The 25,280-nt window shown below is 56.2% G+C and carries 24 protein-coding genes; 7 read left to right on the top strand and 17 right to left on the bottom strand.

The window, feature by feature from the left end:
* Positions 1–17 precede the first annotated feature (17 nt).
* Entirely contained in the window at positions 18–554 is a 537-nt protein-coding gene (locus tag ABLU88_RS00935; RefSeq protein WP_009653426.1) for a YniB family protein, read from the bottom strand.
* Positions 555–683: 129 nt separating this feature from the next.
* On the opposite strand from ABLU88_RS00935, the gene hxpB reads away from it, so the two are divergent.
* The 4 genes from hxpB (at position 684) to ABLU88_RS00915 (ending at position 4,470) form a co-directional block, all read left to right on the top strand.
* Entirely contained in the window at positions 684–1,352 is a 669-nt protein-coding gene (gene hxpB, locus ABLU88_RS00930) for a hexitol phosphatase HxpB (RefSeq protein WP_348836103.1), read from the top strand.
* Between the two features lie 148 nt (positions 1,353–1,500).
* Positions 1,501–2,262, top strand: a complete 762-nt coding sequence (gene kduD, locus ABLU88_RS00925) for a 2-dehydro-3-deoxy-D-gluconate 5-dehydrogenase KduD (RefSeq protein WP_014228989.1) — start codon at positions 1,501–1,503, stop codon at positions 2,260–2,262.
* Positions 2,263–2,353: 91 nt separating this feature from the next.
* A complete protein-coding gene (locus ABLU88_RS00920; RefSeq protein WP_004850102.1) occupies positions 2,354–2,944 on the top strand; it encodes a metal-dependent hydrolase in 591 nt (196 codons plus the stop codon).
* A 134-nt stretch (positions 2,945–3,078) separates the two neighbouring features.
* On the top strand, positions 3,079–4,470 hold the full coding sequence (locus ABLU88_RS00915) for an L-cystine transporter (RefSeq protein WP_348836102.1): 1,392 nt from the start codon (positions 3,079–3,081) through the stop codon (positions 4,468–4,470).
* Positions 4,471–4,543: 73 nt separating this feature from the next.
* Here the strand turns inward: ABLU88_RS00915 and cedA are convergent, their stop codons facing one another.
* Positions 4,544–4,798, bottom strand: a complete 255-nt coding sequence (gene cedA, locus ABLU88_RS00910) for a cell division activator CedA (protein WP_071532283.1) — start codon at positions 4,796–4,798, stop codon at positions 4,544–4,546.
* Between the two features lie 181 nt (positions 4,799–4,979).
* Between cedA and katE the strand changes: the two genes are divergently transcribed.
* Positions 4,980–7,238, top strand: a complete 2,259-nt coding sequence (gene katE, locus ABLU88_RS00905) for a catalase HPII (protein ID WP_014228985.1) — start codon at positions 4,980–4,982, stop codon at positions 7,236–7,238.
* A 42-nt stretch (positions 7,239–7,280) separates the two neighbouring features.
* On the opposite strand, the gene chbG is transcribed toward katE, so the two are convergent.
* From chbG to osmE, 7 genes are all read right to left on the bottom strand, one after another.
* Complete coding sequence (chbG, locus tag ABLU88_RS00900) at positions 7,281–8,039, bottom strand: chitin disaccharide deacetylase (protein WP_348836101.1); 759 nt, start codon at positions 8,037–8,039, stop codon at positions 7,281–7,283.
* Positions 8,040–8,051: 12 nt separating this feature from the next.
* Positions 8,052–9,398: a 6-phospho-beta-glucosidase gene (locus ABLU88_RS00895; protein WP_009653470.1), complete on the bottom strand. Its 1,347-nt coding sequence runs from the start codon at positions 9,396–9,398 to the stop codon at positions 8,052–8,054.
* A 102-nt stretch (positions 9,399–9,500) separates the two neighbouring features.
* Positions 9,501–10,340, bottom strand: a complete 840-nt coding sequence (chbR, locus tag ABLU88_RS00890; protein WP_071532282.1) for a transcriptional regulator ChbR — start codon at positions 10,338–10,340, stop codon at positions 9,501–9,503.
* Between the two features lie 12 nt (positions 10,341–10,352).
* Entirely contained in the window at positions 10,353–10,700 is a 348-nt protein-coding gene (gene chbA / locus ABLU88_RS00885; RefSeq protein WP_004850090.1) for a PTS N,N'-diacetylchitobiose transporter subunit IIA, read from the bottom strand.
* Positions 10,701–10,753: 53 nt separating this feature from the next.
* The gene (gene chbC / locus ABLU88_RS00880; protein ID WP_025106969.1) at positions 10,754–12,112 is read right to left on the bottom strand and encodes a PTS N,N'-diacetylchitobiose transporter subunit IIC; all 1,359 of its coding nucleotides are present in this window, start codon (positions 12,110–12,112) and stop codon (positions 10,754–10,756) included.
* A 167-nt stretch (positions 12,113–12,279) separates the two neighbouring features.
* The gene (gene chbB, locus ABLU88_RS00875) at positions 12,280–12,600 is read right to left on the bottom strand and encodes a PTS N,N'-diacetylchitobiose transporter subunit IIB (protein WP_004101340.1); all 321 of its coding nucleotides are present in this window, start codon (positions 12,598–12,600) and stop codon (positions 12,280–12,282) included.
* Positions 12,601–12,884: 284 nt separating this feature from the next.
* Positions 12,885–13,223: an osmotically-inducible lipoprotein OsmE gene (gene osmE, locus ABLU88_RS00870; protein WP_004850085.1), complete on the bottom strand. Its 339-nt coding sequence runs from the start codon at positions 13,221–13,223 to the stop codon at positions 12,885–12,887.
* A 230-nt stretch (positions 13,224–13,453) separates the two neighbouring features.
* Between osmE and nadE the strand changes: the two genes are divergently transcribed.
* Both nadE and cho read left to right on the top strand, forming a co-directional pair.
* Positions 13,454–14,281 (top strand): ammonia-dependent NAD(+) synthetase, encoded by an 828-nt coding sequence (nadE, locus tag ABLU88_RS00865; RefSeq protein WP_004850083.1) that lies wholly within the window; start codon positions 13,454–13,456, stop codon positions 14,279–14,281.
* Between the two features lie 107 nt (positions 14,282–14,388).
* Positions 14,389–15,249 (top strand): excinuclease Cho, encoded by an 861-nt coding sequence (cho, locus tag ABLU88_RS00860; protein WP_004850082.1) that lies wholly within the window; start codon positions 14,389–14,391, stop codon positions 15,247–15,249.
* A gap of 34 nt (positions 15,250–15,283) precedes the next feature.
* On the opposite strand, the gene ABLU88_RS00855 is transcribed toward cho, so the two are convergent.
* The 8 genes from ABLU88_RS00855 to ABLU88_RS00820 form a co-directional block, all read right to left on the bottom strand.
* On the bottom strand, positions 15,284–17,326 hold the full coding sequence (locus tag ABLU88_RS00855) for a DUF2207 domain-containing protein (RefSeq protein ID WP_348836100.1): 2,043 nt from the start codon (positions 17,324–17,326) through the stop codon (positions 15,284–15,286).
* A gap of 4 nt (positions 17,327–17,330) precedes the next feature.
* Positions 17,331–17,873, bottom strand: coding sequence for a LemA family protein (locus tag ABLU88_RS00850; RefSeq protein ID WP_348836099.1), 543 nt, complete (start codon positions 17,871–17,873; stop codon positions 17,331–17,333).
* Between the two features lie 191 nt (positions 17,874–18,064).
* Positions 18,065–18,547 carry an ATP-independent periplasmic protein-refolding chaperone Spy gene (gene spy / locus ABLU88_RS00845; protein WP_014228981.1) on the bottom strand — a complete coding sequence of 161 codons (483 nt, stop codon included), beginning with the start codon at positions 18,545–18,547 and terminating at the stop codon, positions 18,065–18,067.
* Positions 18,548–18,896: 349 nt separating this feature from the next.
* Positions 18,897–19,862 (bottom strand): succinylglutamate desuccinylase, encoded by a 966-nt coding sequence (gene astE, locus ABLU88_RS00840; RefSeq protein ID WP_348836098.1) that lies wholly within the window; start codon positions 19,860–19,862, stop codon positions 18,897–18,899.
* A 9-nt stretch (positions 19,863–19,871) separates the two neighbouring features.
* Positions 19,872–21,197 (bottom strand): N-succinylarginine dihydrolase, encoded by a 1,326-nt coding sequence (gene astB, locus ABLU88_RS00835; protein ID WP_009653522.1) that lies wholly within the window; start codon positions 21,195–21,197, stop codon positions 19,872–19,874.
* Complete coding sequence (astD, locus tag ABLU88_RS00830) at positions 21,194–22,672, bottom strand: succinylglutamate-semialdehyde dehydrogenase (protein ID WP_348836097.1); 1,479 nt, start codon at positions 22,670–22,672, stop codon at positions 21,194–21,196. The genes astB and astD overlap by 4 nt, the downstream gene beginning before the upstream one ends.
* Complete coding sequence (gene astA, locus ABLU88_RS00825; protein WP_348836096.1) at positions 22,669–23,703, bottom strand: arginine N-succinyltransferase; 1,035 nt, start codon at positions 23,701–23,703, stop codon at positions 22,669–22,671. The genes astD and astA overlap by 4 nt, the downstream gene beginning before the upstream one ends.
* Entirely contained in the window at positions 23,700–24,920 is a 1,221-nt protein-coding gene (locus ABLU88_RS00820; protein WP_348836095.1) for an aspartate aminotransferase family protein, read from the bottom strand. Before ABLU88_RS00820 ends, astA begins: the two co-directional genes overlap by 4 nt.
* Positions 24,921–25,280: the final 360 nt, after the last annotated feature.

The raw sequence follows: 25,280 nt of genomic DNA, 5'->3' as shown, positions 1-25,280 counted from the left end.
GCTTCCGGGCCGGTCTTTTACAGAAAGCCGAGTAAAGAGAAGAAGAAGTAGCCCAGCACAATAATAATAACCGGCAGGACGTATAGCGGAAAATACTGCACCAGGATGGTATGGCGCGGCACCACAACGCGTTCAGAGATTTGTTCGCGCGTCAGCCCTTCGGCCCCTTTCGCCTGCTCCAGAATCAGCTGATCCTCAACGCCCTCGCGCAGAAACTTCGCCTGGCGCCCCATCCGCGCTCCGGAGGCCTGTAGCGCCATGCCGACGAACACCAGAATATAGATAACCCAGAAGCCGATATTCATACCGTGCTTAAAGTCCGGCAGCGGCGAGTTGTACCAGAAGAAATTCAGGAACGGCGTATTGAAACGCATCATCTCAATCATCACATGAGCAAAGTCCATCATCACCGCGTCAATGCCCGGTTTTTTCTCACTGTGCTCGTACATAAACTTCAGCACGGAGATCAGCGTCGAGATAACCGCCGGGATAAATACCACCCACCCCAAAATACGTTTAAGTACTGCAACGCGTCCAGCTTGTTGATACGTCATGGGTTCCCCTTGTTAAGACGCCTGTCTACCCTAAGTCTACCTTCGTCGGCGAATTTCGCCCAATAATGCGCGGTATGATATACCATGAGTGCCGATTCGTTATCTACTTACGCTACAGGAGAGGGACTTATGTCAGCCAGGCGCCAGATTCACGCCGCGATTTTTGATATGGATGGTTTACTGATTGATTCTGAGCCGCTGTGGGATAAAGCGGAGCTGGAGGTGATGGCAAGCCTCGGGGTGGATATCAGCCGCCGCCATGAAATGCCCGATATCCTGGGGCTGCGCATCGATTTAGTCGTCGATCTGTGGTTTGCCCAGCAGCCGTGGAAAGGCCCGGATCGTGCCGAAGTCACCGCGCGGATCATCAACCGCGCCATCCAGCTGGTGGAAGAAGCGCGTCCGCTCCTCCCCGGTGCGCGGGAAGCGGTGGCGATGTGCAAAGCCCAGGGGTTGAAAATCGGCCTGGCGTCGGCTTCGCCGCTGCGGATGCTGGAAAAAGTCCTCACCATGTTTGAACTGCGCGATCAATTTGACGCCCTCGCTTCCGCCGAAGGGCTGCCGTTCAGCAAACCGCACCCGCAGGTCTATCTGGACTGCGCCGCCAGACTCGGCGTCAGCCCGATGCACTGCGTGGCGCTGGAAGACTCGGTTAACGGCATGATTGCCAGCAAAGCGGCCCGAATGCGATCTATCGTCGTACCGGAAGCGGAAAACAGCCGCGATCTGCGCTTCGTACTGGCGGACGTGAAGCTTGCCACCCTTGAATCCCTCACTCTGAGCGACCTGCTCGGTTAATCCTGCCGCTGATGATGAGATAGCGGCACCGTCTCATCATCACAAAATTAAAACAGCGTTTCATTTTTATTTGTTTTTTCTTCTCCCGCCCTCTATGCTTGTCTCAACGGCGTTATTTAACGCGTGAAATCAGCATACAGAGGTGCATATGGTACTGAACGCCTTTGACCTTACGGGCAAGGTCGCTATCGTGACGGGTTGTGATACCGGACTGGGCCAGGGAATGACGCTGGGCCTTGCGCAGGCCGGGTGCGATATCGTCGGCGTGAATCGCCGGATCCCCCATGAAACCGCAGAGAAGGTTCAGGCGCTGGGCCGACGCTTTACCGCTATTCAGGCCGATCTGAGCCGGCAGGATGAGATTGAAACCATTGTCGATCGGGCCGTGGCCGCCATGGGCCGGGTAGATATTCTGGTCAACAATGCGGGAACCATCCGTCGCGCCGATGCGCTCTCCTTTAGCGAAAAAGACTGGGACGAAGTGATTAACCTGAATCTGAAGTCGGTGTTCTTTCTTTCACAGGCGGTCGCCAGGCAGTTTATTCAGCAGGGTGACGGCGGGAAAATTGTTAACATTGCCTCAATGCTCTCCTTTCAGGGGGGGATTCGGGTACCCTCCTACACCGCGTCAAAAAGCGGCGTACTGGGCATTACCCGCCTGATGGCCAACGAATGGGCGGGGCATCGCATCAACGTTAACGCCATTGCCCCGGGATACATGGCTACCAACAATACCCAGCAGCTGCGTGAAGACGCCGAGCGCAGCAAAGCGATTCTCGATCGTATTCCGGCCGGGCGCTGGGGCGTGCCGGATGACCTGCAGGGGCCGGTCGTTTTTCTCGCCTCCCGGGCGGCGGATTACATTAGCGGCTTTACGCTGGCGGTAGATGGCGGCTGGCTGGCACGCTGATGTTTTTGTGACAAAGAGTTACACCGTCACCTCTTCCGCACACTGTATAAAAACCCTATACTGTATGAATTGACAGTTTAGGGTGTTTATCATGACGGCGGAAGGCCACCTCCTCTTCTCTATCGCCTGTGCGGTATTTGCGAAAAACGCGGAATTGACCCCCGTGCTGGCTCAGGGCGACTGGTGGCACATCGTTCCTTCCGCCATCCTGACCTGTCTGCTGCCGGATATCGATCACCCTAAGTCGTTTCTCGGTCAGCGATTAAGCTGGATATCAAAACCGATAGCGCGCGCCTTTGGCCATCGCGGCTTCACCCATAGCCTGCTGGTAGTCTTTGGCGCGGTCGCGATTTTCTCATTGAAAGTACCGGAAAGCTGGATAGTGCCGGCAGATGCGGTTCAGGGCCTGGTTCTTGGCTACCTCAGCCATATTCTCGCCGACATGCTCACCCCGGCAGGCGTTCCGCTGCTCTGGCCCTGCCGCTGGCGTTTTCGCCTGCCCCTGCTTGCACCGCGCAAGGGTAACCAGCTGGAGCGCGCGCTGTGTATGGCGCTGTTTATCTATGCCGTATGGATGCCGCAAAACGTTGCCGAAAACAGCGCCATTCGCTGGTCATCGGACATGATTAATTCTTTGCAAACCACCTTTAATCGCTTAATTAGCCACCAGGCTGGACGATAAACCAGCGAATTATTCAATTGGTTATAATCAATTCCATTTGAATATAAGTAACGAATAACGCCTTCTGCTACCCTTGCCGTCATAAGAGCTGGTTATTGACCAGCCCGGTAATAAAAGATATCAGGAGAACGGGGATGAACTTTCCATTAATAGCGAACGTAGTCGTGTTCGCGGTTTTACTGTTGGCGCTGGCCCAAACCCGCCATAAACAGTGGAGCCTCGCTAAAAAAGTGCTGGTCGGTCTGGCGATCGGCGTTGTCTTCGGCCTGGCGCTACAGCTTATCTATGGTTCCGACAGCCCGGTGCTGAAGGATTCTATCCAGTGGTTCAATATCGTCGGTAACGGCTATGTTCAACTGCTGCAAATGATCGTCATGCCGCTGGTTTTCGCCTCCATTCTGAGCGCGGTCGCCCGTCTGCATAATGCCTCGCAGCTGGGTAAAATCAGCTTCCTCAGTATCGGAACCCTGCTGTTCACCACGTTGATTGCGGCGCTGGTCGGGGTGCTGGTCACTAATATGTTTGGCCTGACCGCCGAAGGGCTGGTTCAGGGCAGCGCGGAGACCGCCCGCCTCAACGCCATTCAGAGCAATTACGCCGGTAAAGTCGCGGACCTGAGCGTCCCGCAGCTGATCCTCTCTTTCGTACCGAAAAACCCGTTTGCCGATCTGACCGGCGCGAACCCAACGTCGATTATCAGCGTGGTTATCTTCGCCGCGTTCCTCGGCGTCGCGGCGCTGAAATTGCTGAAAGATGACGTCGCCAAAGGCCAGCGCGTACTCACCGCCATCGACACGCTGCAGAGCTGGGTAATGAAGCTGGTGCGCCTGGTGATGCAGTTAACGCCGTACGGCGTGCTGGCGCTGATGACCAAGGTGGTCGCGGGCTCTAACCTGCAGGACATCATCAAGCTCGGCAGCTTCGTTATCGCCTCCTATATTGGTCTGGGCATCATGTTCGTGGTGCACGGTCTGCTGCTGGCGGTCAACGGCGTGAGTCCTCTGAAGTACTTCCGTAAAGTCTGGCCGGTATTGACCTTCGCCTTTACCAGCCGCTCCAGCGCGGCGTCTATTCCGCTGAACGTGGAAGCGCAAACGCGTCGCCTGGGCGTGCCGGAGTCTATCGCCAGCTTCTCCGCATCGTTCGGCGCCACGATCGGGCAGAACGGCTGCGCGGGCCTCTATCCGGCGATGCTCGCCGTGATGGTCGCCCCTACCGTCGGTATTAACCCGCTCGATCCGCTGTGGATTGCGACGCTGGTGGGCATCGTGACCGTCAGTTCCGCCGGGGTCGCGGGCGTGGGCGGCGGCGCGACCTTTGCCGCCCTGATCGTCCTGCCGGCGATGGGCCTGCCGGTCACGCTGGTGGCGCTGCTGATCTCGGTTGAGCCGCTGATTGATATGGGCCGTACCGCGCTGAACGTAAGCGGTTCCATGACCGCCGGTACCCTGACCAGCCAGTGGCTGCGTCAAACCGATAAAGCTATTCTCGATAGCGAAGAAGATGTGGAGCTCGCGCACCGCTAAGCGGGCCCGCACTTCAGGTTATTAAAACAAAAACCGCTGATTTTCAGCGGTTTTTTTATTGTGCCCTGCACATTCAGGCGTCGATTTCACCTTCCTGCCTCATTTGCGTCGCCCAGCGCTGCGCCGCTTCCGGCACGTTAAACGGCGGGGAGCGACGAAAATGTTCGTCTATCAGTACAAAAGCAACGTATTTACCCCGTAAAACCCAAACGTCGCGAAAACCATCCATTTTGACGGCGTGTTCCGGCGGCGCAGGCTCGACTCGCGGCACGTAGCTAATGACCTGACGATTTTGTTGGCGAAGTGGTTTCATCACAAATAGATTCACTAAACACAGCGGGAAACAGAAACCCCTATCATAGCCGAAAAAGCCCCCTTTCGTCGCCCCCAGCTTGCGGCCCTTTAGTAGTAAAACTCTTATAAAAATATATTCTTGAAATGATGTTCTACAATTAGAAGGGTTTTGGTTTAGCAACGACCATTTTCAGCAATGAAAGCAGGAGCGAGCAATGTCTGATAAACACCATAACCCGCAACCCCATCAATCACCGGTTCACGACGACCGGGAAGCAAAACCAGGTCTGGATGCCTTAGCCCCCGAAGATCAGAACTGGCGGCCCACGCCGCATCCCACCGCCCCAGGTGAAGAGCCGACCGCCCCGGGCAGTATGAAAGCCCCGGATACGCGCAGCGAAAAGCTCGATGCCCTTGAAAAACAGCGTAAAGGCGGCGAGGATTTTGCGCTCACCACCAATCAGGGCGTACGCATCGCAGACGACCAGAACTCGCTGCGCGCGGGCAAACGCGGCCCCACGCTGCTGGAAGATTTTATCCTGCGCGAAAAAATCACCCATTTTGACCACGAGCGTATTCCTGAGAGGATCGTCCATGCCCGCGGCTCCGCTGCGCACGGCTATTTCCAGGCGTACAGCGATTTAAGCGATATCACCAAAGCGGCTTTCCTCTGCGATCCGCAGAAAAAAACGCCGGTCTTCGTCCGGTTTTCCACCGTTCAGGGCGGCGCAGGCTCCGCCGATACGGTGCGCGACATCCGCGGCTTTGCCACCAAGTTTTATACCGACGAGGGCATCTTTGACCTGGTCGGCAACAACACGCCGATCTTTTTTATTCAGGACGCGATCAAGTTCCCTGATTTCGTCCACGCGGTCAAACCCGAGCCGCACTGGGCTGTCCCGCAGGGGCAAAGCGCGCACGACACGTTCTGGGATTACGTCTCACTGCAGCCCGAAACGCTGCATAACGTGATGTGGGCGATGTCCGACCGCGGACTGCCCCGCAGCTACCGCACGATGGAAGGGTTCGGCATCCACACCTTCCGCCTGATTAACGCGGAAGGTAAAGCCACCTTCGTACGTTTTCACTGGAAGCCGGTCGCGGGCAAAGCCTCCCTGGTATGGGACGAGTCGCAAAAGCTGACCGGTCGCGATCCCGATTTCCACCGCCGTGATTTATGGGAAGCGATTGAAGCCGGCGATTATCCTGAGTACGAGCTGGGCTTACAGCTGATCCCGGAAGAGGACGAGTTTGCTTTTGATTTCGATCTGCTGGATCCCACCAAGCTGATTCCGGAAGCGCTGGTCCCGGTGCAGCGCGTCGGTAAGATGGTCCTCAATCGCAACCCGGACAACTTCTTTGCCGAAAACGAACAGGCGGCCTTCCATCCAGGGCATATCGTTCCGGGGATAGACTTCAGCAACGATCCGCTGCTGCAGGGCCGACTCTTCTCCTATACCGATACGCAGATCAGCCGCCTCGGCGGGCCAAATTTCCATGAAATCCCGATCAATAAACCCACCTGCCCGTACCATAATTTCCAGCGCGACGGCATGCACCGGATGGATATTGATACCAACCCGGCAAACTATGAACCTAACTCCATCAACGATAACTGGCCGCGGGAGACGCCGCCGGCCGCTAAACGCGGCGGCTTTGAATCCTATGCCGAGCGGGTTGACGGGGAAAAAATTCGCCAGCGCAGTCCGTCGTTTGGCGAATATTACTCGCAGCCCCTGCTGTTCTGGCGTAGTCAGACGCCTATTGAGCAGCAGCATATTATCGACGGATTCAGCTTCGAGCTGAGCAAGGTCGTCAGGGAGTGGATCCGCGAGCGGGTGGTCGATCAGCTGGCGCATATCGACCTGCAGCTGGCTCAGGCGGTGGGTAAAAATCTGGGTATTGAGCTCACCGACGAACAGCGCAGCATCACGCCGCCGCCGGATGTTAACGGTCTGAAAAAGGATCCTACGTTAAGCCTGTACGCTATTCCCAGCGGTGACGTAAAAGGCCGGGTGGTAGCGGTACTGCTTAACGATCGTCCGGTCGCCAAAGAGCTCCTGACGCTGCTCAAGGCGCTCAAAGCGCACGGGGTGCATGCCAAACTACTCTATTCCCGAATGGGGAAAGTGCAGGCCGATGACGGTACCGAGCTGCCGGTGGCCGGGACCTTTGCCGGGTCGCCATCGCTTACCGTGGACGCGGTCATTGTTCCCGGCGGCGATCTGCAAAGCCTGAGCAACAACGGTGATTTCCACTACTACCTGCTGGAAGCCTATAAACACCTGAAGCCGATTCTGCTGGCAGGCGATGCCCGGCAGTGCAAAGCGCCGCTGCAGGTTGCCAGTCAGGGGGAAGAAGGCATCGTTGAGACGGACGCCATCGATAATGCGTCGGTGGATGCGCTGATTACCCTGATGGCGGCGCATCGGGTGTGGTCGAGAAGCGCCAAAATCTCCGCGATCCCGGCGTAAAAAAAGCCCGGCATTTCTGCCGGGCTTCTCACTTCTCTTTACTTACACATCGCGATAGGTGCCGAGCCGGTAGCCGCGCTCGGCAATCGCATACTTCAGCGACTCGGCAGTGAGCACGTCCAGTTCGGTCAGGCGCGGGTAGCAATAGGCGCTACCCATAATCGTGTTATCAACGAACGCCGGGTGGCACATCACCTCCAGCGATCGCTCATCACGCTGGATAGAGGCATCCAGGGTTTGCAGAAACAGCGCTTCCGAAACCCCTTCCCCGTAAAACTCGCTGGTAAACCCGTCGCTGCTGCGCGCCGCATCCTGCGCTAAACCTGACAGCGTCGCCAGTTGCCGATCGATCCGTAGCGCCACCCCCTTCTCGCGCGCAAAGGCCGCGACGATGGGGTAAATCTGCGCAATCATATGCACATGGTGGTGGCTGTCGATATGCGTCGGCTCATGGCCAAACAGCTCGACAAAGCGTCGGTACTGGCACTCCAGCTCGTGCGCGATCTCATCCAGCGGCAGGCTATCCTCTTCCGCCATCTGCCAAATCCACTTACCGAGACGACCTTCGCGGGTTAAGCCCTGCATCGCCGACAGCGGTTCGCCCAGCGTCAGGACAAAGTGCATCCCCACCGCCAGCTCAGGGACGCAGCGGCTAAGCTGGGCAGCGTGGCCGATCGCCGCGCCGTTGACCAGCGCCGTCGTGGAGGTGACCAGACCGTTCTTGCAGGCTTCGATAATGCCGTAGTTTTGCCCTTTGCTGAGGCCAAAATCATCGGCATTGACGATTAACACGCGTTCCATAAGCCGCTCCCGTTACTGTTTCAGTTTTTCGATAGTCGCCGCAAAGTTTGGCAGCCACTGCTCGTGCGCAAGGATCATCTCACGCGCCAGCTGTTCGGCGTCACGATCGGAGTGGATCAGCGGGCTCAGGTTAAGCGCCAGCAGCACGTCATCCAGTTTACCGCTGATTGCCGCTTCGCTGGCCGCGACTTCAAAGCCTTTAATGGTGTAAATCAGTCCCAGCACTTTTTCGTCGAAATGCGTGATGCGCGGCGTCGGTTTCGCACCGTCGCGACCCAGCGTACAGGTCATCTCGACCGCCCAGTCGGCCGGGATGTTATCCACGTGGCCATGGTGCGGCACGTTCACGTAATGTTCGGCCTGCTTATCATTATAAATGGCGTTAATCACTTCACAGGCCGCGTCGGAGTAATACGCCCCGCCGCGCTGTTCCAGCTCTTTTGGTTTAACGTTCAGATCCGGATCTTTGTACAGCTCAAACAGCTGTTTCTCAACCTTCTGCACCACCTGCGCGCGGGCGCCGCCTTTGTAGTACTCGCCCATTTCAATCGCCAGCATCTCTTTTGGCTTAAAGTAGTAGAGCAGATAGGAACAAGGGATCAGGCGCAGCGAACGGAGCAGCCCTTCGCTAAACGGCAAATCAAAGATATTTTTCACCGAGTTTGCGCTCAATCGACCCGACGCCACGCCGTCAAGCAGCTCGTCAAAGCGCGAAACGCCGTTGACCAGCACATCCCGCACGAACACCAGATGGTTCAGACCAAACAGATCGATATTGAGCTCATCGCTCGGGCTCAGCTTCAGCACATCGGTGATAAACATCTTCATGCCGATAGGAATATTGCACACGCCGATAAAGCGCTTAAAGCCGGTATGACGATAAACCGCCTCGGTCACCATGCCCGCCGGGTTGGTAAAGTTAATCACCCAGGCGTTCGGACAGACTTCCTGCACATCTTTCACAATGTCAAAAATGACCGGAATGGTGCGCAGACCTTTAAACAGTCCGCCCGCGCCGTTGGTTTCCTGGCCTAAATAGCCGTGGCTCAGCGGAATACGCTCGTCCTTTTCGCGCGCCTTAAGCTGGCCGACGCGCAGCTGGGTGGTGACGAAATCTGCGCCTTCAAGCGCCGCGCGGCGATCGAGGGTCTTGTAGACTTTCATCGGGACGCCGGCTTTTTCCACCATGCGCTGGCACAGCGCGTGGATAATATCGAGCTTTTCCTGCCCTTCCGCGACGTCCACCAGCCACAGTTCGCTAATCGGCAGTTCATGATAACGCTTCAGGAATCCTTCCAGTAATTCCGGGGTATAGCTGCTGCCGCCGCCGATAGTCACTACCTTCAATTTCTGGCTCATCTTTTTCTCCCTTGCGGATAGCGCGTATGCGGCACCCGCTCTCCGTTTAAATACGGACAGTTAATTTGAATATTTAGACCGCGCGGACTATTCCGCGCCCGGTTAATTAATACTGGTGAGGTGTTTCCGATAGCTGCTGGGGGTAAAAGAAGTCAGCTTCTTGAATGTTTTAATAAACAGACTTGGGCTACTGTACCCCGACTCATAGGCGATATCGGTCACCGAGTAGTTGGTTATCTCCAGCTGTTTTTTGGCGAAGTTGATGCGAATATCGTTAATCATCTGCATCGGCGTTTTGGCGTAATAACGCTGGGTGGCCCGGGTTAAGTATTCCTGAGTTTTCCCGGAAAGCTCGACCATATTTTCCAGCGCCCCCTCGCCAAATTTAAGCTTATCGTGCATTCCCTCAACGGTATTTTTTAACCATTGCGGAATAACGTCTTCCGTAGGCTCTTCACGATAATGCCGCAAACGATTCAGGGTGTAAAAAGACACCAGCTCGATAAATTCGTCGAATTCAGTTTCGCGAAAATTCAGTGATGCAATAACCGACTCAATATAACTGAGAAAAGTACTTTTAACGGCATAGACCTGTGAGGCGACCAGACCAAACGGCAGCAGCGGCAGATAGTGTTTCTCAAAGAAACTTTTGCTGATGCCAACGTTAAGAATGCGCGTCGCACCAAATTCATAAAAACTCTGGTGATGCGACCCCATTGGGATGAACACAAAATCCCCGCGCTCCAGCAGCACCCGCTTGCCATTAATAACCTGATAATAGCGCCCGGTTAAAACGATGGTGTACTCGTAGTAATCATGCTGGTGAAGCCCGCTTACGCTCTCCGTTTTGTTATAGATGACCACATGAAAATTCTTGCCGTTAAAGAGTTGTTGCTCCCGGGCGGTACTGATTTCAGTGGTCATCATCTTTGGCTGCCTCATCGTGTCGATGACCTATTGTACCTTCTCGTGCAGCTCAATCAATTCGGCAACCAGCTCACGAGCCAGCATTGAGGTCATCAGATGATCCTGCGCATGAACCAGCACCAGGCTCACCTTCATTTTGCCTTCACCCTCATCGCTCTCAATCAGCTGCGTCTGCACAAGGTGCGCTTCGCTCAGCGCCATGCGCGACTGTTCCATCATCGTTTTCGCCGCCTCGAAATCTCCCTGCTTTGCCTGCTTCAGCGCGGCATAAGCCAGGCTGCGCGCTTGACCGGAGTTGATAATCAGCCCCATCACCACCTCTTCGAGGTCGTTTACCGCGGTCTCTTCTGCTGCGATGTTATCCAGATCAAACATAATGACTCCCTTATTTCCAGGACGGTACGGGAAATCTCCCGTACCGCTCAATGTTAGAATTTCAGTGCGTTAGCGATATCTTCTTCGCTCTCTTCCTGCTCAATGACGCCCTGCGCTTTGTTGGAAATCACCACAAACGGCAGGTAGACCAGGGTGGACACGGCAAGGTTGAACAGGGCCAGCAGCAGAGCGGCTACGCTACCGTTGGTGTTAAAGAAGGCGCCTAAACCGGTCGGCATGGTCCACGGCGCGATATTGGTAATCGGCGGGATGATGCCCAGGGTATAAGCCGTCATGGTGATAGCCGCCAGCAGAGGCTGAATCAGAATGAAGGGGATAAACATCACCGGGTTCATAATGATCGGCAGACCGAACAGGATTGGCTCGTTAATCTGGAAGATGCCTGACGGCAGCGCCAGTTTCGCCACCTGACGATGATCCTCACGACGTGAAGCGATAAAGATGGCGATGATTAAGCCCAGAGTCGCGCCGGTACCGCCAAGGAAGATGTAGGAATCCAGCATCGGCTTGGCCCACATATGGAAGCTCTTACCGGCGGCCAGCGCGGCCTCGACGGAACCGTACTGCTGGTAGGTTGCAATGTTTTCCAGCGCCCACGGCGTCATGATTCCGCTATCCAGCGCTGACAGCGCCAGCGACCCGTGTACGCCGAAGAACCACAGCAGCGAGGTGAAAATGACGTATGCCCAGCCTACGACGGCGCCCATTGAAGCCAGCGGCGTGGAGATAGTGTCCATGATGATCTGGTGGAAGTTAGTCCCCCAGTGGGTCAACGCCCAGGAGATAATCCCCATAATCGAGAGGATGATAAAGGCCGGGATAACCGCAGAGAATGAACGGGATACCGAGGCCGGCACGCTGGACGGCAGCGTGATCACCCAGTTGCGATGCACGATAAAGGTGAACATCTCGGCAACGACCAGACCGATGACAATACCAGAAATGATATTGGCGCCGCCTAACCAGTTCGCACCCACGGCGTAGGCTTCACCGACGCTATAAGGCGTGACGGTCATAAATGCCGCAACGGCCAGTAAACCTGCGGCCATCGGGTCTACTCTCCGCTCCTCAGCTAAAGCGGAGCCAATAAAGAAAGGCGCCATGAGCGACATAATGCCAAGCGTACCGTTATAAACGTTACCGCCGATAGCTTTAAAACCGTTAAGCGTTTCTATTGTAGACGCATCCAGACGGATGCCCATTGAATAAAAGAATGAGCCGTCGCCAAAGCTCAGAAATACGTTGTTAATTAAAACAAACATCGCCCCGGCTAGCGTCAATGGCATTAACTTAATAAAGCCGTTTTTAATTGCATTGACGTGGGGCTGCCTTCCTATTCTGACGGCAAAAGGCAGGAGTACCTTTTCAAGCGAGTCAATCACTTTACTCATAATAAATACCCTTTAAGGCCGCAATATAATCATTGCGGCAATGATAGATGAAATTACTCTTTGACGGGAAAATAAACTCTGGGTATTTCGGACAGCGAGCAGCTAAAACACACCCTCACGAAATTCTAACCGCTGCTATCCGAAATATGTCGAGTTTTAAAATAAAATTATTGTGCAGCAGCTTTCTTAATGGCCGCAACGGCCGCTTTCAGAACACCTAAACCATCGATCTTACCGTACAGAACAGAATCAATGACTTCTACGGGTTTATTTGGCAGTAAACGCTGAATGTCCGGCAGCATATAGGAAATTTGTGGGCCTAATAATACGACATCCGCATCAGGTCCTTTTTCACCGGCTAAGGTCTCCGGAAATGCTTCAATAATCACCGGCACTTCATACTTCTCGGCCTGGGCACGCATTTTCGATACCAGCAGTGATGTCGACATCCCAGCAGAACAGAACAGGTAGATATGTTTCTTTTCCATGAACGCTTCCTCAATTTGTGTGACCCGGTCCTCTCTGCAGCATTGATGCCTGAGAGGCGGTAAGAGATGTTTCTTTGAATTAGTATTGTTTATGCATTGAGTATACGGCATCGATCGACAGCAGGATAATTCCTCCTTGAACAGAATTGTCTCTCATTGACCTCGCGTTTTGACTGCCTTCACATTTCCCTCAAATAATTCGCGCAATTAAATAAGCATCAGAACTCATAAAAAAACCCGACCAATGGTCGGGCTTTCGTAGGAATCAGCACTATGGCGGGGCGTTACTTACTGTTGCGTGGGTCGGTATCGTACTCGGCGCAGGTCTGATAGCCAGAATTCATCACGCGGCCGGTTTCATCCAGCGCAACGAAGTAGGTTTCAATTTTACCATCGCGTTGACCCAGGATATATGTCTGGCAGGTACCGCGCGCGTGGATCATGGTGACTTCTGATGAAGGTTTACCGGCAATTTGCGCAACCTGCGCGCGGGTCATGCCTTTCTTAACGTCTTTTACCACGGGTTGAGTAAACTGATCTTTCGTACGGTCGTAGGCCGTACACCCTGCCAGCAGGGTCAATACTGCTGCTGCGCCCAGAAATCCTGCAAAATGCTTGTTCATATACCATCCTCTTTTTTTTGGCGTGTTAATAAGCCTGGAATAAATATCGTTATTTTTCAAGCCGAAGGTGGAAATGAAGCGAAATTAAGAGCTTTCCAATAATAAATCCCCTCTTGTTGAGGTTGCCTGCTTTTGCTTCACTCAAAATTGTGATCCTTGTCGTTTTACCGGCAAAGAGGTAGGTTAAACCACTGCTGATTGGCAAACAGATTCACTTCCCGGAGGGCGCAATGACGCTACAACAAGAGATTATTCAGGCGCTGGGCGCAAAACCCCAGATCGATGTCGAAGCCGAGATACGCCGCAGCGTAGACTTTTTGAAGGCCTATCTTCAGAGATACCCTTTTATTAAATCACTGGTCCTCGGCATCAGCGGCGGCCAGGATTCAACGCTAACCGGTAAATTGTGTCAGTTAGCCATCAACGAACTGCGTGCCGAAACCGGTGACAGCAGCCTGCAGTTTATTGCCGTGCGCCTGCCCTACGGCGTGCAGGCGGATGAGCAGGACTGCCAGGACGCTATCGCTTTTATTCAGCCGGATCGCGTATTAACGGTCAATATCAAAGGCGCCGTGCTGGCCAGCGAACAGGCGCTGCGCGAGGCCGGGATTGAACTTAGCGACTTTGTTCGCGGTAACGAAAAAGCCCGCGAACGCATGAAGGCGCAGTACAGCATCGCCGGAATGACCCACGGCGTCGTGGTGGGTACCGACCATGCGGCGGAAGCCATTACCGGATTCTTCACCAAATACGGTGATGGCGGTACGGATATTAACCCCATCTTTCGCCTTAACAAACGCCAGGGCAAACAGCTGCTGGCCCAGCTAGGCTGCCCGGAGCATCTGTATAAAAAGCTGCCGACCGCCGATCTTGAGGACGACCGCCCCTCCCTGCCGGACGAAGTGGCGCTGGGCGTGACCTACGAAAATATTGATGATTATCTGGAAGGCAAAGCGCTGGATGAGAAAATTGCGAAAACGATTGAAGGCTGGTATTTGAAAACCGAGCATAAACGCCGACCGCCGATTACGGTCTTCGACGACTTCTGGAAAAAGTAATTCGCCTCTCCCCCCTCCGCCCCGACCCGTTTCGGGGCTATTTTTTATCCTTTTCGCCTCTTCCTTCGGCTGCTATACTGGATAAATAACCAGCATCAGGAGCAAAAGTGGCAAGAAGGCAATCCGCCCCGCGTCTCGAATTTGAAGCGGCGGCAATTTATGAGTATCCCGAACATCTGCGTCCGTGGCTTGAGGCTTTGCCCAGGCAGCCGGGGGTGTATCTGTTCCACGGCGAAAGCGATACCCTACCGCTCTATATCGGGAAAAGCGTGAATATCCGCAGCCGGGTGTTGTCGCATCTGCGCACGCCCGACGAAGCGGCGATGCTGCGCCAGTCCCGGCGCATTACCTGGCAACGAACGGCGGGAGAGCTGGGCGCACTCTTATTAGAGGCACAGCTCATTAAAGAACAGCAGCCGCTATTCAATAAGCGTCTGCGGCAAAACCGACAGCTATGTTCATTACGCCTGGCTGACGCCCGTCCGCAGGTGGTGTACGCCAGCGAGCTGGATTTTTCCCTGCAAAGCGATCTCTATGGTCTTTTTGCCAACCGCCGCGCGGCGCTGCAGGCGCTGCAAAAAATTGCCGACGAGCATCGCCTGTGCTACGGATTAATGGGCCTCGAGCCGCTCAACCGCGGGCGGGCCTGCTTTCGTTCGGCGCTCGGCCGCTGCGCGGGCGCCTGTTGCGGAAAAGAGAGCGTTGAAGCACACCAGCAGCGTCTGGTCGACAATATGCAAAAGATGCAGCTGGTATGCTGGCCCTGGGCCGGGGCGATCGCGCTGGAAGAGAGCAGCGAGGATATGACCCAATACCACATTATTCAAAACTGGCTTTGGCTCGGCGCGGTAGAGTCTCTGTCGCAGGCGTCATCACTCACGCGCCTGTCGGCCAAATTTGACCATGACGGTTATAAAATATTGTGTAAGCCGCTGCTCAGCGGCCGCTATAAGCTCCATCCTCTGTGAGGCGAATGTCGGCCCCGATGCGCTATCGGGGCAATTACCAGCCGCCGCCGCCGCCGCCGCCCGAGCCGCCTCCGGATGAACCGCCTCCGGAGGAACCGGAGCCGCTGTAACCGGAACCTGATGATGAACCGCTCCCTGAATTGCTATCCGGCGTTGACATAGAGGCGGTTCGGCAGGCTTCGCTGAAGTGGTGGACGCTTCCCCAGTCGGCGCCGGCAAACGCATGCGACACGGCGCCTGTACTACTCAGGTAGTGGGCAAAGGTATTTGCCCATGTTTTCCCTACGCCAAGCGCCAGGGCAACCGGCAGCAGCGCTTCAAAATGGGAAATCATCTGCTCAGGCGGATAGATAATCTGATAACGATGCTTTTCTGCGGTGCCCAGATAGCGCATCAATCCTTTCGCGATAGCCAGTTCATCAAGCCCGCGCTGCGTATAGCGAGGCGTTTTCCAGGCAACGAAAACGCACAGCACCAGCGCGGCCATAAGCGCGCCAATATATCCTGACGGAAGCTGGGTGATGGGCAGTATACCAAAGAGAAAAATCCCGCCTCCCAGCGTCGCGAAGGGGCCGAAGATCGCTAAAAAAAAGAGCGGCACCGGCCCCCAGGCACGCCACATTTCCCGCGGGCGGCATATAAAGCGCAGCAAACAGGCGAGCATCGCTCCGCCAATCAGCATAAAAACCGCGGCCGGTATCGTCAGCAGCGCGGCCTCCGTATTAACCCAAAGACCGCAGGCCACCGGCACCAACAGCGCAATGTAGATGCAGCGCCGCAGCGGCTGCCCCCATTTGCGAAATAATTTATCCCGCTGCGCTTCACAACGCTTTTCCTGCTCTTCACGCGCTGTCTGCATCGGTCGCTGATGGGCCTTGCTGAGATCGATATTTTTTTGTTTACCTTTAAAGAGCGTACTTAATAGCTGCCTGTCATCATAGTTTAATTGCCGGTTTCCCTCGACGGGCAAACGGGTCAGCCGCTGTTTTACGCCGGCGTTCGCAAGCCACGGGTTAGGGGTGTGTTGACTGTCCCCGCTGACCGCCATTCCGCGTTTAGCCACCAGCGCTAATAAATCGCTACTAAAAGCCACATCATCATATTTACGCCGGGTGATAAAACGCAGGAAGCCCGGAGACATGCCGGGAGGAGGCGAATAAAGCGCAACGACCGGCGGCATTTTTAGCCCGGCTTTGGTGACGTTTTTTCGCCACCACATCAGGTAATAAGCGGCCATCAGCAGCAGAGGTAGCCAGACCACGCTGGTTTTTAGGGTGGGGATAAGGAGATGCACCAGCGGCAAAGCGGCCTCCGGCGCCGGAGCGTCGGCAAGGATCGACCGAGGCCAGGTATAGACTACGGTCAGCCCCTCCCCCCGCGCCAGAGGCCGCAGGGTGCGGACGCTACCGTCAGGAAGCACCTGCGCGTTGTGTTCTTTCGCCCCTGCGACGCCGGTATAAACATCAAGCGATCGCACTCTGGCGTCCTTAGCGTCGGCGTTGAGATTTCCGGCGGCGTCCGGCAGTTCAAGACGAAAGCTCGCCTTGCTGATAGGCCACGCCCAGTCATTGCCCGTCACGTTCCAGTAAAGCTCATCCCATTCGGGGAAGCGGCTGAAATGGTTGCTGACTTGATAGCGAATCTCGTAGTTATAGATCCCTGGTTTCAGGACCCGTTCGCCGCTGCCAATGCGTACCGTCAGGTTTTTTTCTGCTTCATCAAGGCTAAACGGCTCAGGCACGCCATCGCGCGACACCGACTCGATCGCGTAATACACGCGAAAGATCTTGCCGTCCTGGCGGTTCCAGGTCAGGGGCAGCGTACGGAAAATCCCCCGCCGAATCTGTCTGCCCAGAGAAAGTACTTTGATATTTTCCCGCATCTCCATGCTACCGTCCGGGTTAAAGCGCGCCCGGGCATCGAAAGAGAGGATATGTTCATACGCTGGAATAGCGCCAGCGGGAAGCTGAGAAGCATCCTTAATGATGATCATGTCGCCAGCGGCAAAAGCCGCGCTGATGTTCAGAAGCAGCAGCAGGACGAGGGTATGCAGCCCCCGAACAAGTAAATTCGCCATTTAATCACGCCATCCGCGGTGATTTAGCTTCTTCTGGTGAGTCCAGCTCGAAGAAAACTTCCGTTTTAAAATTAAACAGTCGCGCCAGCAGCAGGCTGGGGAAAGACTCGACCAGGATATTGAAATCGCGCACCGTACCGTTGAAGTAGCGGCGAGCCATCTGCAGCTGCTCTTCTATTTCGCTGAGAGATTGCTGTAAGGCAAGGTAGTTTTCGCTGGCTTTAAGTTCCGGGTACGCTTCGCCGAGCGCGAAAACGCGCCCTAGCGTACCAGAGTACTGGCGTTCGCTGTCGGCGATCTGTCGGGTGCTGCCGACCAGTTCGCCGCGCTGGCGGGAGATCTCTTCCAGCAGTTCTTTTTCATGCTGCGCATAGCGTTTCACCAGGCTCAGCAGATTCGGCGCCAGGTCGTGGCGGCGCTTAAGCTGTATGGCAATGCCGCTCCAGGCTTCGTCTTTGAAACGTCGCAGGGAGATAAAGCGGTTATAGGTCATCACGACCCAGATGAGGACGACAACGAGGACGGCGAGGCCGATATACATTTCCATATGCAAGATCCATGAGCAGAGTAGGCTTTAGACCAGGACACCAGAGTCCGTGGCGATGGCACTCATACTGGCACATTCGTCCCTGCCGGGTAAATCAGCTTGTCGCTACAGATAAAGAAAAACCGCCGGTCCTGCCCAAAGCCTGTTGGCGTTATTGGGCAAGACCGGCGGTCTTAAGTCAGCGCGCTGAGTTATTCAGCAGGTGCAGGCATTTTACCTTCCGGCGCTTTACGATCTGTCAGATGCTTCTCAAAATTGGCATTGAACTGCTTTTTCTGTTCCGGCGTCAGAATGTTGTAAATCTTGTTCTGGGTTTCCAGACGAGCCAGCGCCATCTCTTTATGCTGGGCTTCCATCTTATCAATCTGCGCTTCCGCTTTTGCCTTATCGAAGGTATCGCTGGCTACCAGCTCATGCATCGCGCGGCGCTCATCCAGGGACGGACGCTTCATGTTGTCGCGCTGGCTCTTCATAATGTCGCGGATTTGCGTTTTCTGCGCATCGGTCAGGTTCAGCCCTTTAAACATCATTTCATGTGGGCCCGCAGGTCCGCGCTTATGATGCATCATCGGCGCGTTATCGGTTGGGGTTGCAGTAGCGTCAGCCGCGTGGGCCAGGTTAGCCGCGCCCAGAGCCAGAGTAGAGGCAACAAACAGTGCAGTAATCTTCTTCATAGTTCAATCCTTACTTTGCGTTATTCTTACGGCGCGTTGCCGTGTTGACGAGATTAACTTTACGACGTTTATCGTCAATTAATCAGAGCAAGCGTAAAACATTGAAAGTGTAAAAAACATTTTCTCGCCAATTATGGAGAAAATAAGGAAAATGAGGGGATAAATGCAATAAAAAATAAATAAGCAACTGTTTTAGTGGGAAATTATGAAGATTATAAATCAGCAGAGATTAAAAACAAAGCATTTAACCAGGAATAATCTGCAATCAATGGACAGAGCACGAAAAAATAAGATGACTGCGGAAAAATAAACGCTGAAATAAATGCCGCCGCCCGGACGGGCGACGGATTCACCGGAAGCGCTCCAGCATGAGCCCGGCGCGCTGGCCGAAGGCGACGCTGGGGTTGGGAAACAAAACGTACTCTTGATCCCTTTCCACTATGTAGCGGGTATCGCCATCCTCAGCAAGCAGCGTCCCGGCGGCAAACGGCGTAAAGTTCAGCGTCTGCGCCGACATATGCAGCTGGAAACTGTCGCTGCTGCGGGTAATTTGCTGTACCACCCTGTAGCGCAGCGGCGCGTGCGCCTCTTCCGCCGCCACTTCTCCCGCCAGCAGCAGCGACAGCGCGCGTTGAGTCGCCGCGAACAAGCGCAGATCGTTTTCGCCAAAAGGTAGCGCCTTGCCGAGCTCCAGCGTGCAGGAGCGCGCGCCGAAGCGTTCGCAGCTGAAATGGGTAAAAGTCCCGCCAGGCTGCTGATGAAACACCAGCGCCTCCAGCCCTGCCGCCCCTAACCAGCGCAAAAACGCTTCATCCCACGGCGTGTCCCGCGCCGGCAGGACACCAAAGCGGGTATGCAGCGAACCGCGTATGGCGGTATGTAAATCCAGGTGCCAGCGCTCGCCGGGCATCCCGGCAAAAAATCGCGCCAGCGCATGCTCCAGCTGCCGGGCGCGAACGGTTTCATCGCTGGCGCTAAAAGCGCGCCATCGCTCGCCGAACATCCGGTTGATATCGCTGTGCATATAGCGCTTGTTGGCCCGCAGCGCCGGAGGGTTACCAAAGATCGCCAGCAGCCGCCAGCGGAGCGGTATTTCCCCACGAAACAGCTGCCGCAGCAGTAAATCGGTGATTTCGACCGGTGCGGTTTCATTGCCGTGAAGCCCGGATGACAAAACCAATGACCGATCGCAGGGTTCATGGGGAATGAGCTGCAGAATACCGCAGTCAATCCAGTGCCAGCGGAAATGCGCGGTTTGACCATGGAAATGGTGGGGCAGACGCCCCGCCAGAGTAAGTGCCAGAAAGTCGTCCACGACGCCTCCTTATTGCTGAAACGGATACACTGAGCCCAGGCGCAGGATTTGCGTTAAGCGGTCGAGCGCCTCGCGCCCTTCGCGCAGCAGCTGCGGGTCCGCGAGATCGACCTGGGTCAGGCGATCGCGATAGTAGCGGTCTACCCAGTCATTAAGGGTGGCGAACAGCGTATCGTTCATCATGACCGCCGGATTCACCGCCTGTCGCTCGTCCTCCGTCAGCACCACCCGCAGCCTCAGGCAGGCCGGGCCGCCGCCGTTGGCCATGCTTTCGCGCAGATCGTAAACCTGTAGCTCATCGATGGGGTTATCGCCCTCCACCAGCCGGTTCAGGTAGCGCCAGACGCCCGGGTGTTCCTGCGCTTCCAGCGGCAAAATCAGCCGCATCCCGCCTTCTTCTTTGCTTAGCAGCTGGCTGTTGAACAGATAGGTCGCCACCGCCTCTTCTACTGAAACCTGACTCGCCGGCACCACCAGCGGCGTAAAGCCGGAGACCTGCTGCGCCAGCTGCTGCAGGAGCTGCGGCTGGTCAACAAACGCCTGTTCGTGGCAAAACAGCACCTGCTGATTGCTTACCGCAATCACATCGTTATGAAACACGCCTTTATCAATCACCGCCGGATTTTGGCGGGCGAAAATCACCTGCCGGGGATTGACCTGATTCAGGCGGGCGACGGCCTGGCTGGCCTCGAGCGTCTGCCGCGCCGGGTAGCGCAGCGGATTATCTTCGCCCCCCTGCTGGCGGCCGTAAATAAACAGCTGCACGCCGGGCGCGCCGTAGTCGCCGCCGAGGCGGTTATGGTTTGCCGCCCCTTCATCGCCGAACAGCGATACCTGGGGCAGCGCGCCGTGTACGGCAAACCGCTGCTCATCGGGGAAAATCGCCCGCAGCAGCGCTTCGGTGGTCGGCGCTTCGCTGGCGCGATGGAATTTATCGTTCAGGTTGGCGACGGTCAGATGCACCCGGCCATCCAGCGAATCGGCCGAGGGCGAGACCGTGGCGGCGTTAGCCACCCACATTGATGACGCGGAGCTGACCGCCGAGAGCAGTTCCGGCGCCTGGCGCGCCGCCTTTTCCAGCACCTGCTCATCGCTACCGCTAAAACCGATCTGCCGCAACAGCGGAATGTTTGGCCGCTCCTGCGGCGGGATCAGCGCCTGCGGATAGCCCGCATCCGCCAGCGCTTTCATTTTTTTCAGCCCCTGCTTTGCCGCCAGCTGCGGGTTCGACACCCGATAGCGGTGCTTCGTCGAGGCTTCGTTGCCGAAAGATAAACCCGCATAGTGGTGGGTCAGGCCCGGCAGCCCGTCAAAGTTCACTTCCCGGGCTTTCATTGTGGTGTCTCCTTACGGAAATTCAGCCCGGGGCTGAGGGTTGCCGGCAGCGCCAGCTCCGGTGATTCGAGACTGGCCATCGGCCAGGCGCAATAGTCTGCGGCGTACCACGCCCCCGGCCGGTGGTTACCGGAAGCGCCGGTACCGCCGAACGGCGCGGTGCTGGCGGCGCCGGTTAAGGGTTTGTTCCAGTTAACGATCCCGGCCCGCGCCTCCAGCAGCAGCTGGTCGAATTTGTCGCGTTCGGCGGAGATCAGCCCGCAGGAAAGCCCGAAACGGGTCGCGTTCGCGAGGGCAATCGCCTCATCGAAATGGTCATAGCGCCAGACGCAGAGCAGCGGCCCGAAGACCTCTTCGTCGGCCACCTGCGCCACCGCGCTCATCTCGATAATACCCGGCGTCAGCAGCGAAGTTCCGGCCTGCAGCAGGCGCGGCTCCAGCAGGGTTTTGCCGCCGCTGGCCACGTGGGCCAGCCAGGCCTGATGCACCTTTTGCGCGGCCTGCGCTGAAATTAACCCGCCGAGGAACGGCTGAGGTTCAGCGTCCCAAGCGTCGGGAATCAGCGTTTGTGACACCGTCACAAGCCGCTGAAGAAACGCATCGCCGATCTCGCCGCGTTTTACCAGCAGCCGCCGCGCGCAGGTACAGCGCTGTCCGGCAGTAATAAACGCCGACTGAATGGTCAGATGGACCGCGGCGTCGATATCCTGTGGGTCATCGACGATCAGCGGGTTGTTGCCGCCCATCTCGAGAGCGAGAATTTTTTCCGGCTGCCCGGCAAGCTGACGATGCAGTTGAAAGCCCGTCGCAGAGCTGCCGGTAAATAGCAGGCCGTCGATGTCAGACTGGCCGCTCAGCGCTTCGCCGGTTTCCCGCCCGCCCTGGAGCAGGTTAAGCACGCCCGGCGGCAGGCCGGCTTCGGCCCATAGCTTCACCACCGCCTCGCCGCTTTGAGGCGTCAGCTCGCTGGGTTTGAATACCACGGTATTTCCCGCTAGCAGCGCCGGAACAATATGCCCGTTAGGCAGATGTCCGGGAAAATTGTAGGGGCCAAATACCGCCAGCACGCCGTGCGGCCGATGGCGCAGCGTCGCCTCTCCGTCCGCCATCGCGGTCCGCGCTTCCCCCGTACGGCTATGATACGCGTTCACCGAAATGGCGATTTTGTTGATCATCGCGGTAATTTCCGTTGCCGCTTCCCAGCGCGGTTTGCCGGTCTCCTGGGCGATAATCCGGGTTAATTCGCCTTTATTTGCTTCCAGTAACGAAGCAAATTTTTCCGCTATCGCTTTCCGGGCGGCAAACGGCTGACGCGCCCACGCGGGAAACGCCGCGCGCGCCGCGGTGACCGCCAGCGCCACCTGCCCGGCATCGGCATCGTTGCCCTGCCACAGCAGCGCCTGGCTTACCGGGTTATGTTTACTACGGGCCGGGCCGCGACCGCTTTGCCAGTCGCCGTTAATCCATAAACTCATGATTTTTTCTCCTCAGGGCACAAACGAACCAGGCGAATCTGGTCGCCGGGGTGGCATTTCAGGGCATCCAGCTCGCGCGCGCTTAGCACCAGGCGGTCGCTTTCCGGGTCGGCGTGAACCAGCATGGCGCGAAACTGCTGGTACTGCTCATTAGCAACCAGACAGGCCGGCCACTCGCCCGGCGCGGGCAGGCCTTCGACGACGGTGACCAGCCGGCTTTTGCGAATGGCCCGCACCCGGTCAATTTCGCACTCCAGCGTCGGGCCGCCGTCGAAGATATCGACGTAGTTGAGATAGCGAAATCCCTCTTTCTCCAGCACCGCGCGTGCCGGCGCGGTTTGCGGATGGACCTCGCCGATGACCGCTCGCGCTTCGTCGCTTAAAAAGTCGATATACAGCGGGTGCTTCGGCATCAGCGCGGCGATAAACGCCTTCTGCCCGGTGCCGCACAGGTAGTCTGCGCGGGAGAACTCCATCGCGAAGAAGCGTTTCCCGAGACTCTCCCAGAACGGCGAGTAGCCGTGTTCGTCAATGACGCCGCGCATTTCCGCCACGACCTTATCGTTGAAACGTTCGCGAAAGGCGGCCATAAACAGAAAACGCGATTTCGACAGCAGATAGCCGTTGCCCTCTTTACGCCATTTTGGGTCCAGGAACAGCGTACACAGTTCGCTGCTGCCGGTATGGTCGTTACTGAGAAACAGCGTCGGCAGGGCGTTGTAGACGTTAAGCTCTTTCGATGCGTGCACCTGGGTACCGACGCGATAGTTGTACCAGGGGTCATTAAGCCCGACGGCCACCTCAATGGCGCAAATTCCCGCTACCGCGCCGCTGGCGCAGTCCTCAAGAACGAACACATAACCCTGCTCGCTTTTCGGCAGCTCGCCGCGCCAGGTCATCTGCGAACGTTCAATGCGCGCGGCCAGCGTGGCTTCATCGGCCGGCAGCGACGTCAGGCCGCCGCCGGTCTCCCCCGCCAGGGTCATTAGCCCCGGCAGATCGCCTTTTTCTACAGGACGGATCACCATCATGATGAGACCCCCGCGAGAAAGCGTTTGCAGGCCAGTTCGAAGCGATCCAGCCCAGTGTTGATCTCTTCTTCGCTGATAATCAGCGCCGGAGCGAAACGCACCACGTTGGCGCCGGCGATCAGCATCATCAGCCCCTCTTCCGCCGCCTCATTACTGATGGTCTTCGCCTTGCCGGCATATTCATCCTTCAGCACGCAGCCGATAAGCAGCCCCAGCCCACGAATCTCTTTAAACAGGCCGTAACGCGTGTTAATCGCGTTGAGCCGTTCGCAGAACCATTGATGGCGCTGCTTAACGCCGCTGAGCACTTCGCGAGTGTTGACGATGGCAAACACTTCTCCCGCCACCGCGCAGGCCAGCGGGTTGCCGCCGTAGGTCGTGCCGTGGGTGCCGACGGTCATCACGCTGGCGCAGCGCTCCGATGCCAGCAGCGCGCCGATCGGGAAACCGCCGCCCAGCGCTTTCGCGGTGGAAAGCACGTCCGGCGTCACGCCGTAGTGCATATAGGCGTACAGCTCCCCGGTACGGCCGACGCCGGTCTGGACTTCGTCGAAAATCAGCAGCGCGTTGTGCGCATCGCACAGTTCACGCAGGCCGCGCAGGAAGTCCGCATTCGCAGGTACGACGCCGCCTTCACCCTGCATCGGTTCGACGATCACCGCGCAGGTATTGTCGTCGATCAGGGCCTCTGCCGAGTCGAGATCGTTATAGATGGCGTGCTGAATCTGCGGCGGCAGCGGCGCAAAATCCTGCGAATAGGCCGGCTGGCCGCCCGCGGAAACGGTAAACAGCGTGCGGCCGTGGAAGGCATTCTTGAACGCCACGATGCCGCTTTTCTCACTGCCGAAACGATCGTGGGCATATTTGCGCGCCAGTTTTAGCGCCGCTTCGTTGGCTTCGGCCCCGGAGTTACAGAAAAAGACCCGGTCGGCAAAAGTGGCGTCAATCAGCTGCTTAGCCAGACGCAATACCGGCTCATTGGTATAGCCGTTACCGGTATGCCAGAACTTTTCCGCCTGCCCGGTCAGCGCCTTAACCAGCCGAGGATGAGCGTGACCGAGGGCGTTCACCGCAATGCCGCCGGCAAAATCGATATACTCTTTTCCCTGCTGATCCCACAGGCGTGACCCCTCGCCGCGTACCGGAATAAAAGCCGCTGGCGCGTATACAGGCATCATCCATTCATCAAAGTTGCTACGCGTAATTGACTGAGACATATCGACCTCTTCCGGTAAATAAAAAGTTTAAATAATGTTAATGAATATGGTTATTACGCTGTAAATGTAGATTGCACGGTTCGTGCCAGCCAGAGGTAAAAATGCATAAATCGAGGTCTTCAACGAAATATCAATAATTTACGAAAGACCGTTATTCACATAAAATGCATAAAAAGTGAATAAAAATACTAAAAGAGGCTTTTGCAGTGGAATAAAAAGAAAGATTATGCAGGGGTAAGATATAATTCTGTAATTGTGATCCTTGACGGAATTTATCGGCAATAATCGCCCTTTTTTGGCGCAGCGCGTTCCAGAATGGTGCACAGTTTGTGCAAACAGGCTACCAACCGCTGCAATCGG

This window comes from Klebsiella sp. GW_Kp182 (assembly GCF_040062275.1).
Classification (GTDB): domain Bacteria; phylum Pseudomonadota; class Gammaproteobacteria; order Enterobacterales; family Enterobacteriaceae; genus Klebsiella; species Klebsiella michiganensis.
This window is presented reverse-complemented; position numbering and strand designations above follow the sequence as displayed.

Coding starts and splice junctions, on each gene's coding strand:
- spy (WP_014228981.1), bottom strand. CDS start 18,547: ATGAAGAAGATTACTGCACTGTTTGTTGCCTCTACTCTGGCTCTGGGC.
- osmE (WP_004850085.1), bottom strand. CDS start 13,223: ATGAACAAGCATTTTGCAGGATTTCTGGGCGCAGCAGCAGTATTGACC.
- katE (WP_014228985.1), top strand. CDS start 4,980: ATGTCTGATAAACACCATAACCCGCAACCCCATCAATCACCGGTTCAC.
- hxpB (WP_348836103.1), top strand. CDS start 684: ATGTCAGCCAGGCGCCAGATTCACGCCGCGATTTTTGATATGGATGGT.
- astA (WP_348836096.1), bottom strand. CDS start 23,703: ATGATGGTGATCCGTCCTGTAGAAAAAGGCGATCTGCCGGGGCTAATG.
- ABLU88_RS00850 (WP_348836099.1), bottom strand. CDS start 17,873: ATGGAAATGTATATCGGCCTCGCCGTCCTCGTTGTCGTCCTCATCTGG.
- nadE (WP_004850083.1), top strand. CDS start 13,454: ATGACGCTACAACAAGAGATTATTCAGGCGCTGGGCGCAAAACCCCAG.
- ABLU88_RS00915 (WP_348836102.1), top strand. CDS start 3,079: ATGAACTTTCCATTAATAGCGAACGTAGTCGTGTTCGCGGTTTTACTG.
- ABLU88_RS00920 (WP_004850102.1), top strand. CDS start 2,354: ATGACGGCGGAAGGCCACCTCCTCTTCTCTATCGCCTGTGCGGTATTT.
- astB (WP_009653522.1), bottom strand. CDS start 21,197: ATGAAAGCCCGGGAAGTGAACTTTGACGGGCTGCCGGGCCTGACCCAC.
- chbC (WP_025106969.1), bottom strand. CDS start 12,112: ATGAGTAAAGTGATTGACTCGCTTGAAAAGGTACTCCTGCCTTTTGCC.
- chbR (WP_071532282.1), bottom strand. CDS start 10,340: ATGAGGCAGCCAAAGATGATGACCACTGAAATCAGTACCGCCCGGGAG.
- ABLU88_RS00895 (WP_009653470.1), bottom strand. CDS start 9,398: ATGAGCCAGAAATTGAAGGTAGTGACTATCGGCGGCGGCAGCAGCTAT.
- ABLU88_RS00935 (WP_009653426.1), bottom strand. CDS start 554: ATGACGTATCAACAAGCTGGACGCGTTGCAGTACTTAAACGTATTTTG.
- chbB (WP_004101340.1), bottom strand. CDS start 12,600: ATGGAAAAGAAACATATCTACCTGTTCTGTTCTGCTGGGATGTCGACA.
- ABLU88_RS00855 (WP_348836100.1), bottom strand. CDS start 17,326: ATGGCGAATTTACTTGTTCGGGGGCTGCATACCCTCGTCCTGCTGCTG.
- kduD (WP_014228989.1), top strand. CDS start 1,501: ATGGTACTGAACGCCTTTGACCTTACGGGCAAGGTCGCTATCGTGACG.
- chbG (WP_348836101.1), bottom strand. CDS start 8,039: ATGGAACGCGTGTTAATCGTCAATGCCGATGATTTTGGCCTCAGCAAA.
- chbA (WP_004850090.1), bottom strand. CDS start 10,700: ATGTTTGATCTGGATAACATCGCAGCAGAAGAGACCGCGGTAAACGAC.
- astD (WP_348836097.1), bottom strand. CDS start 22,672: ATGAGTTTATGGATTAACGGCGACTGGCAAAGCGGTCGCGGCCCGGCC.
- ABLU88_RS00820 (WP_348836095.1), bottom strand. CDS start 24,920: ATGTCTCAGTCAATTACGCGTAGCAACTTTGATGAATGGATGATGCCT.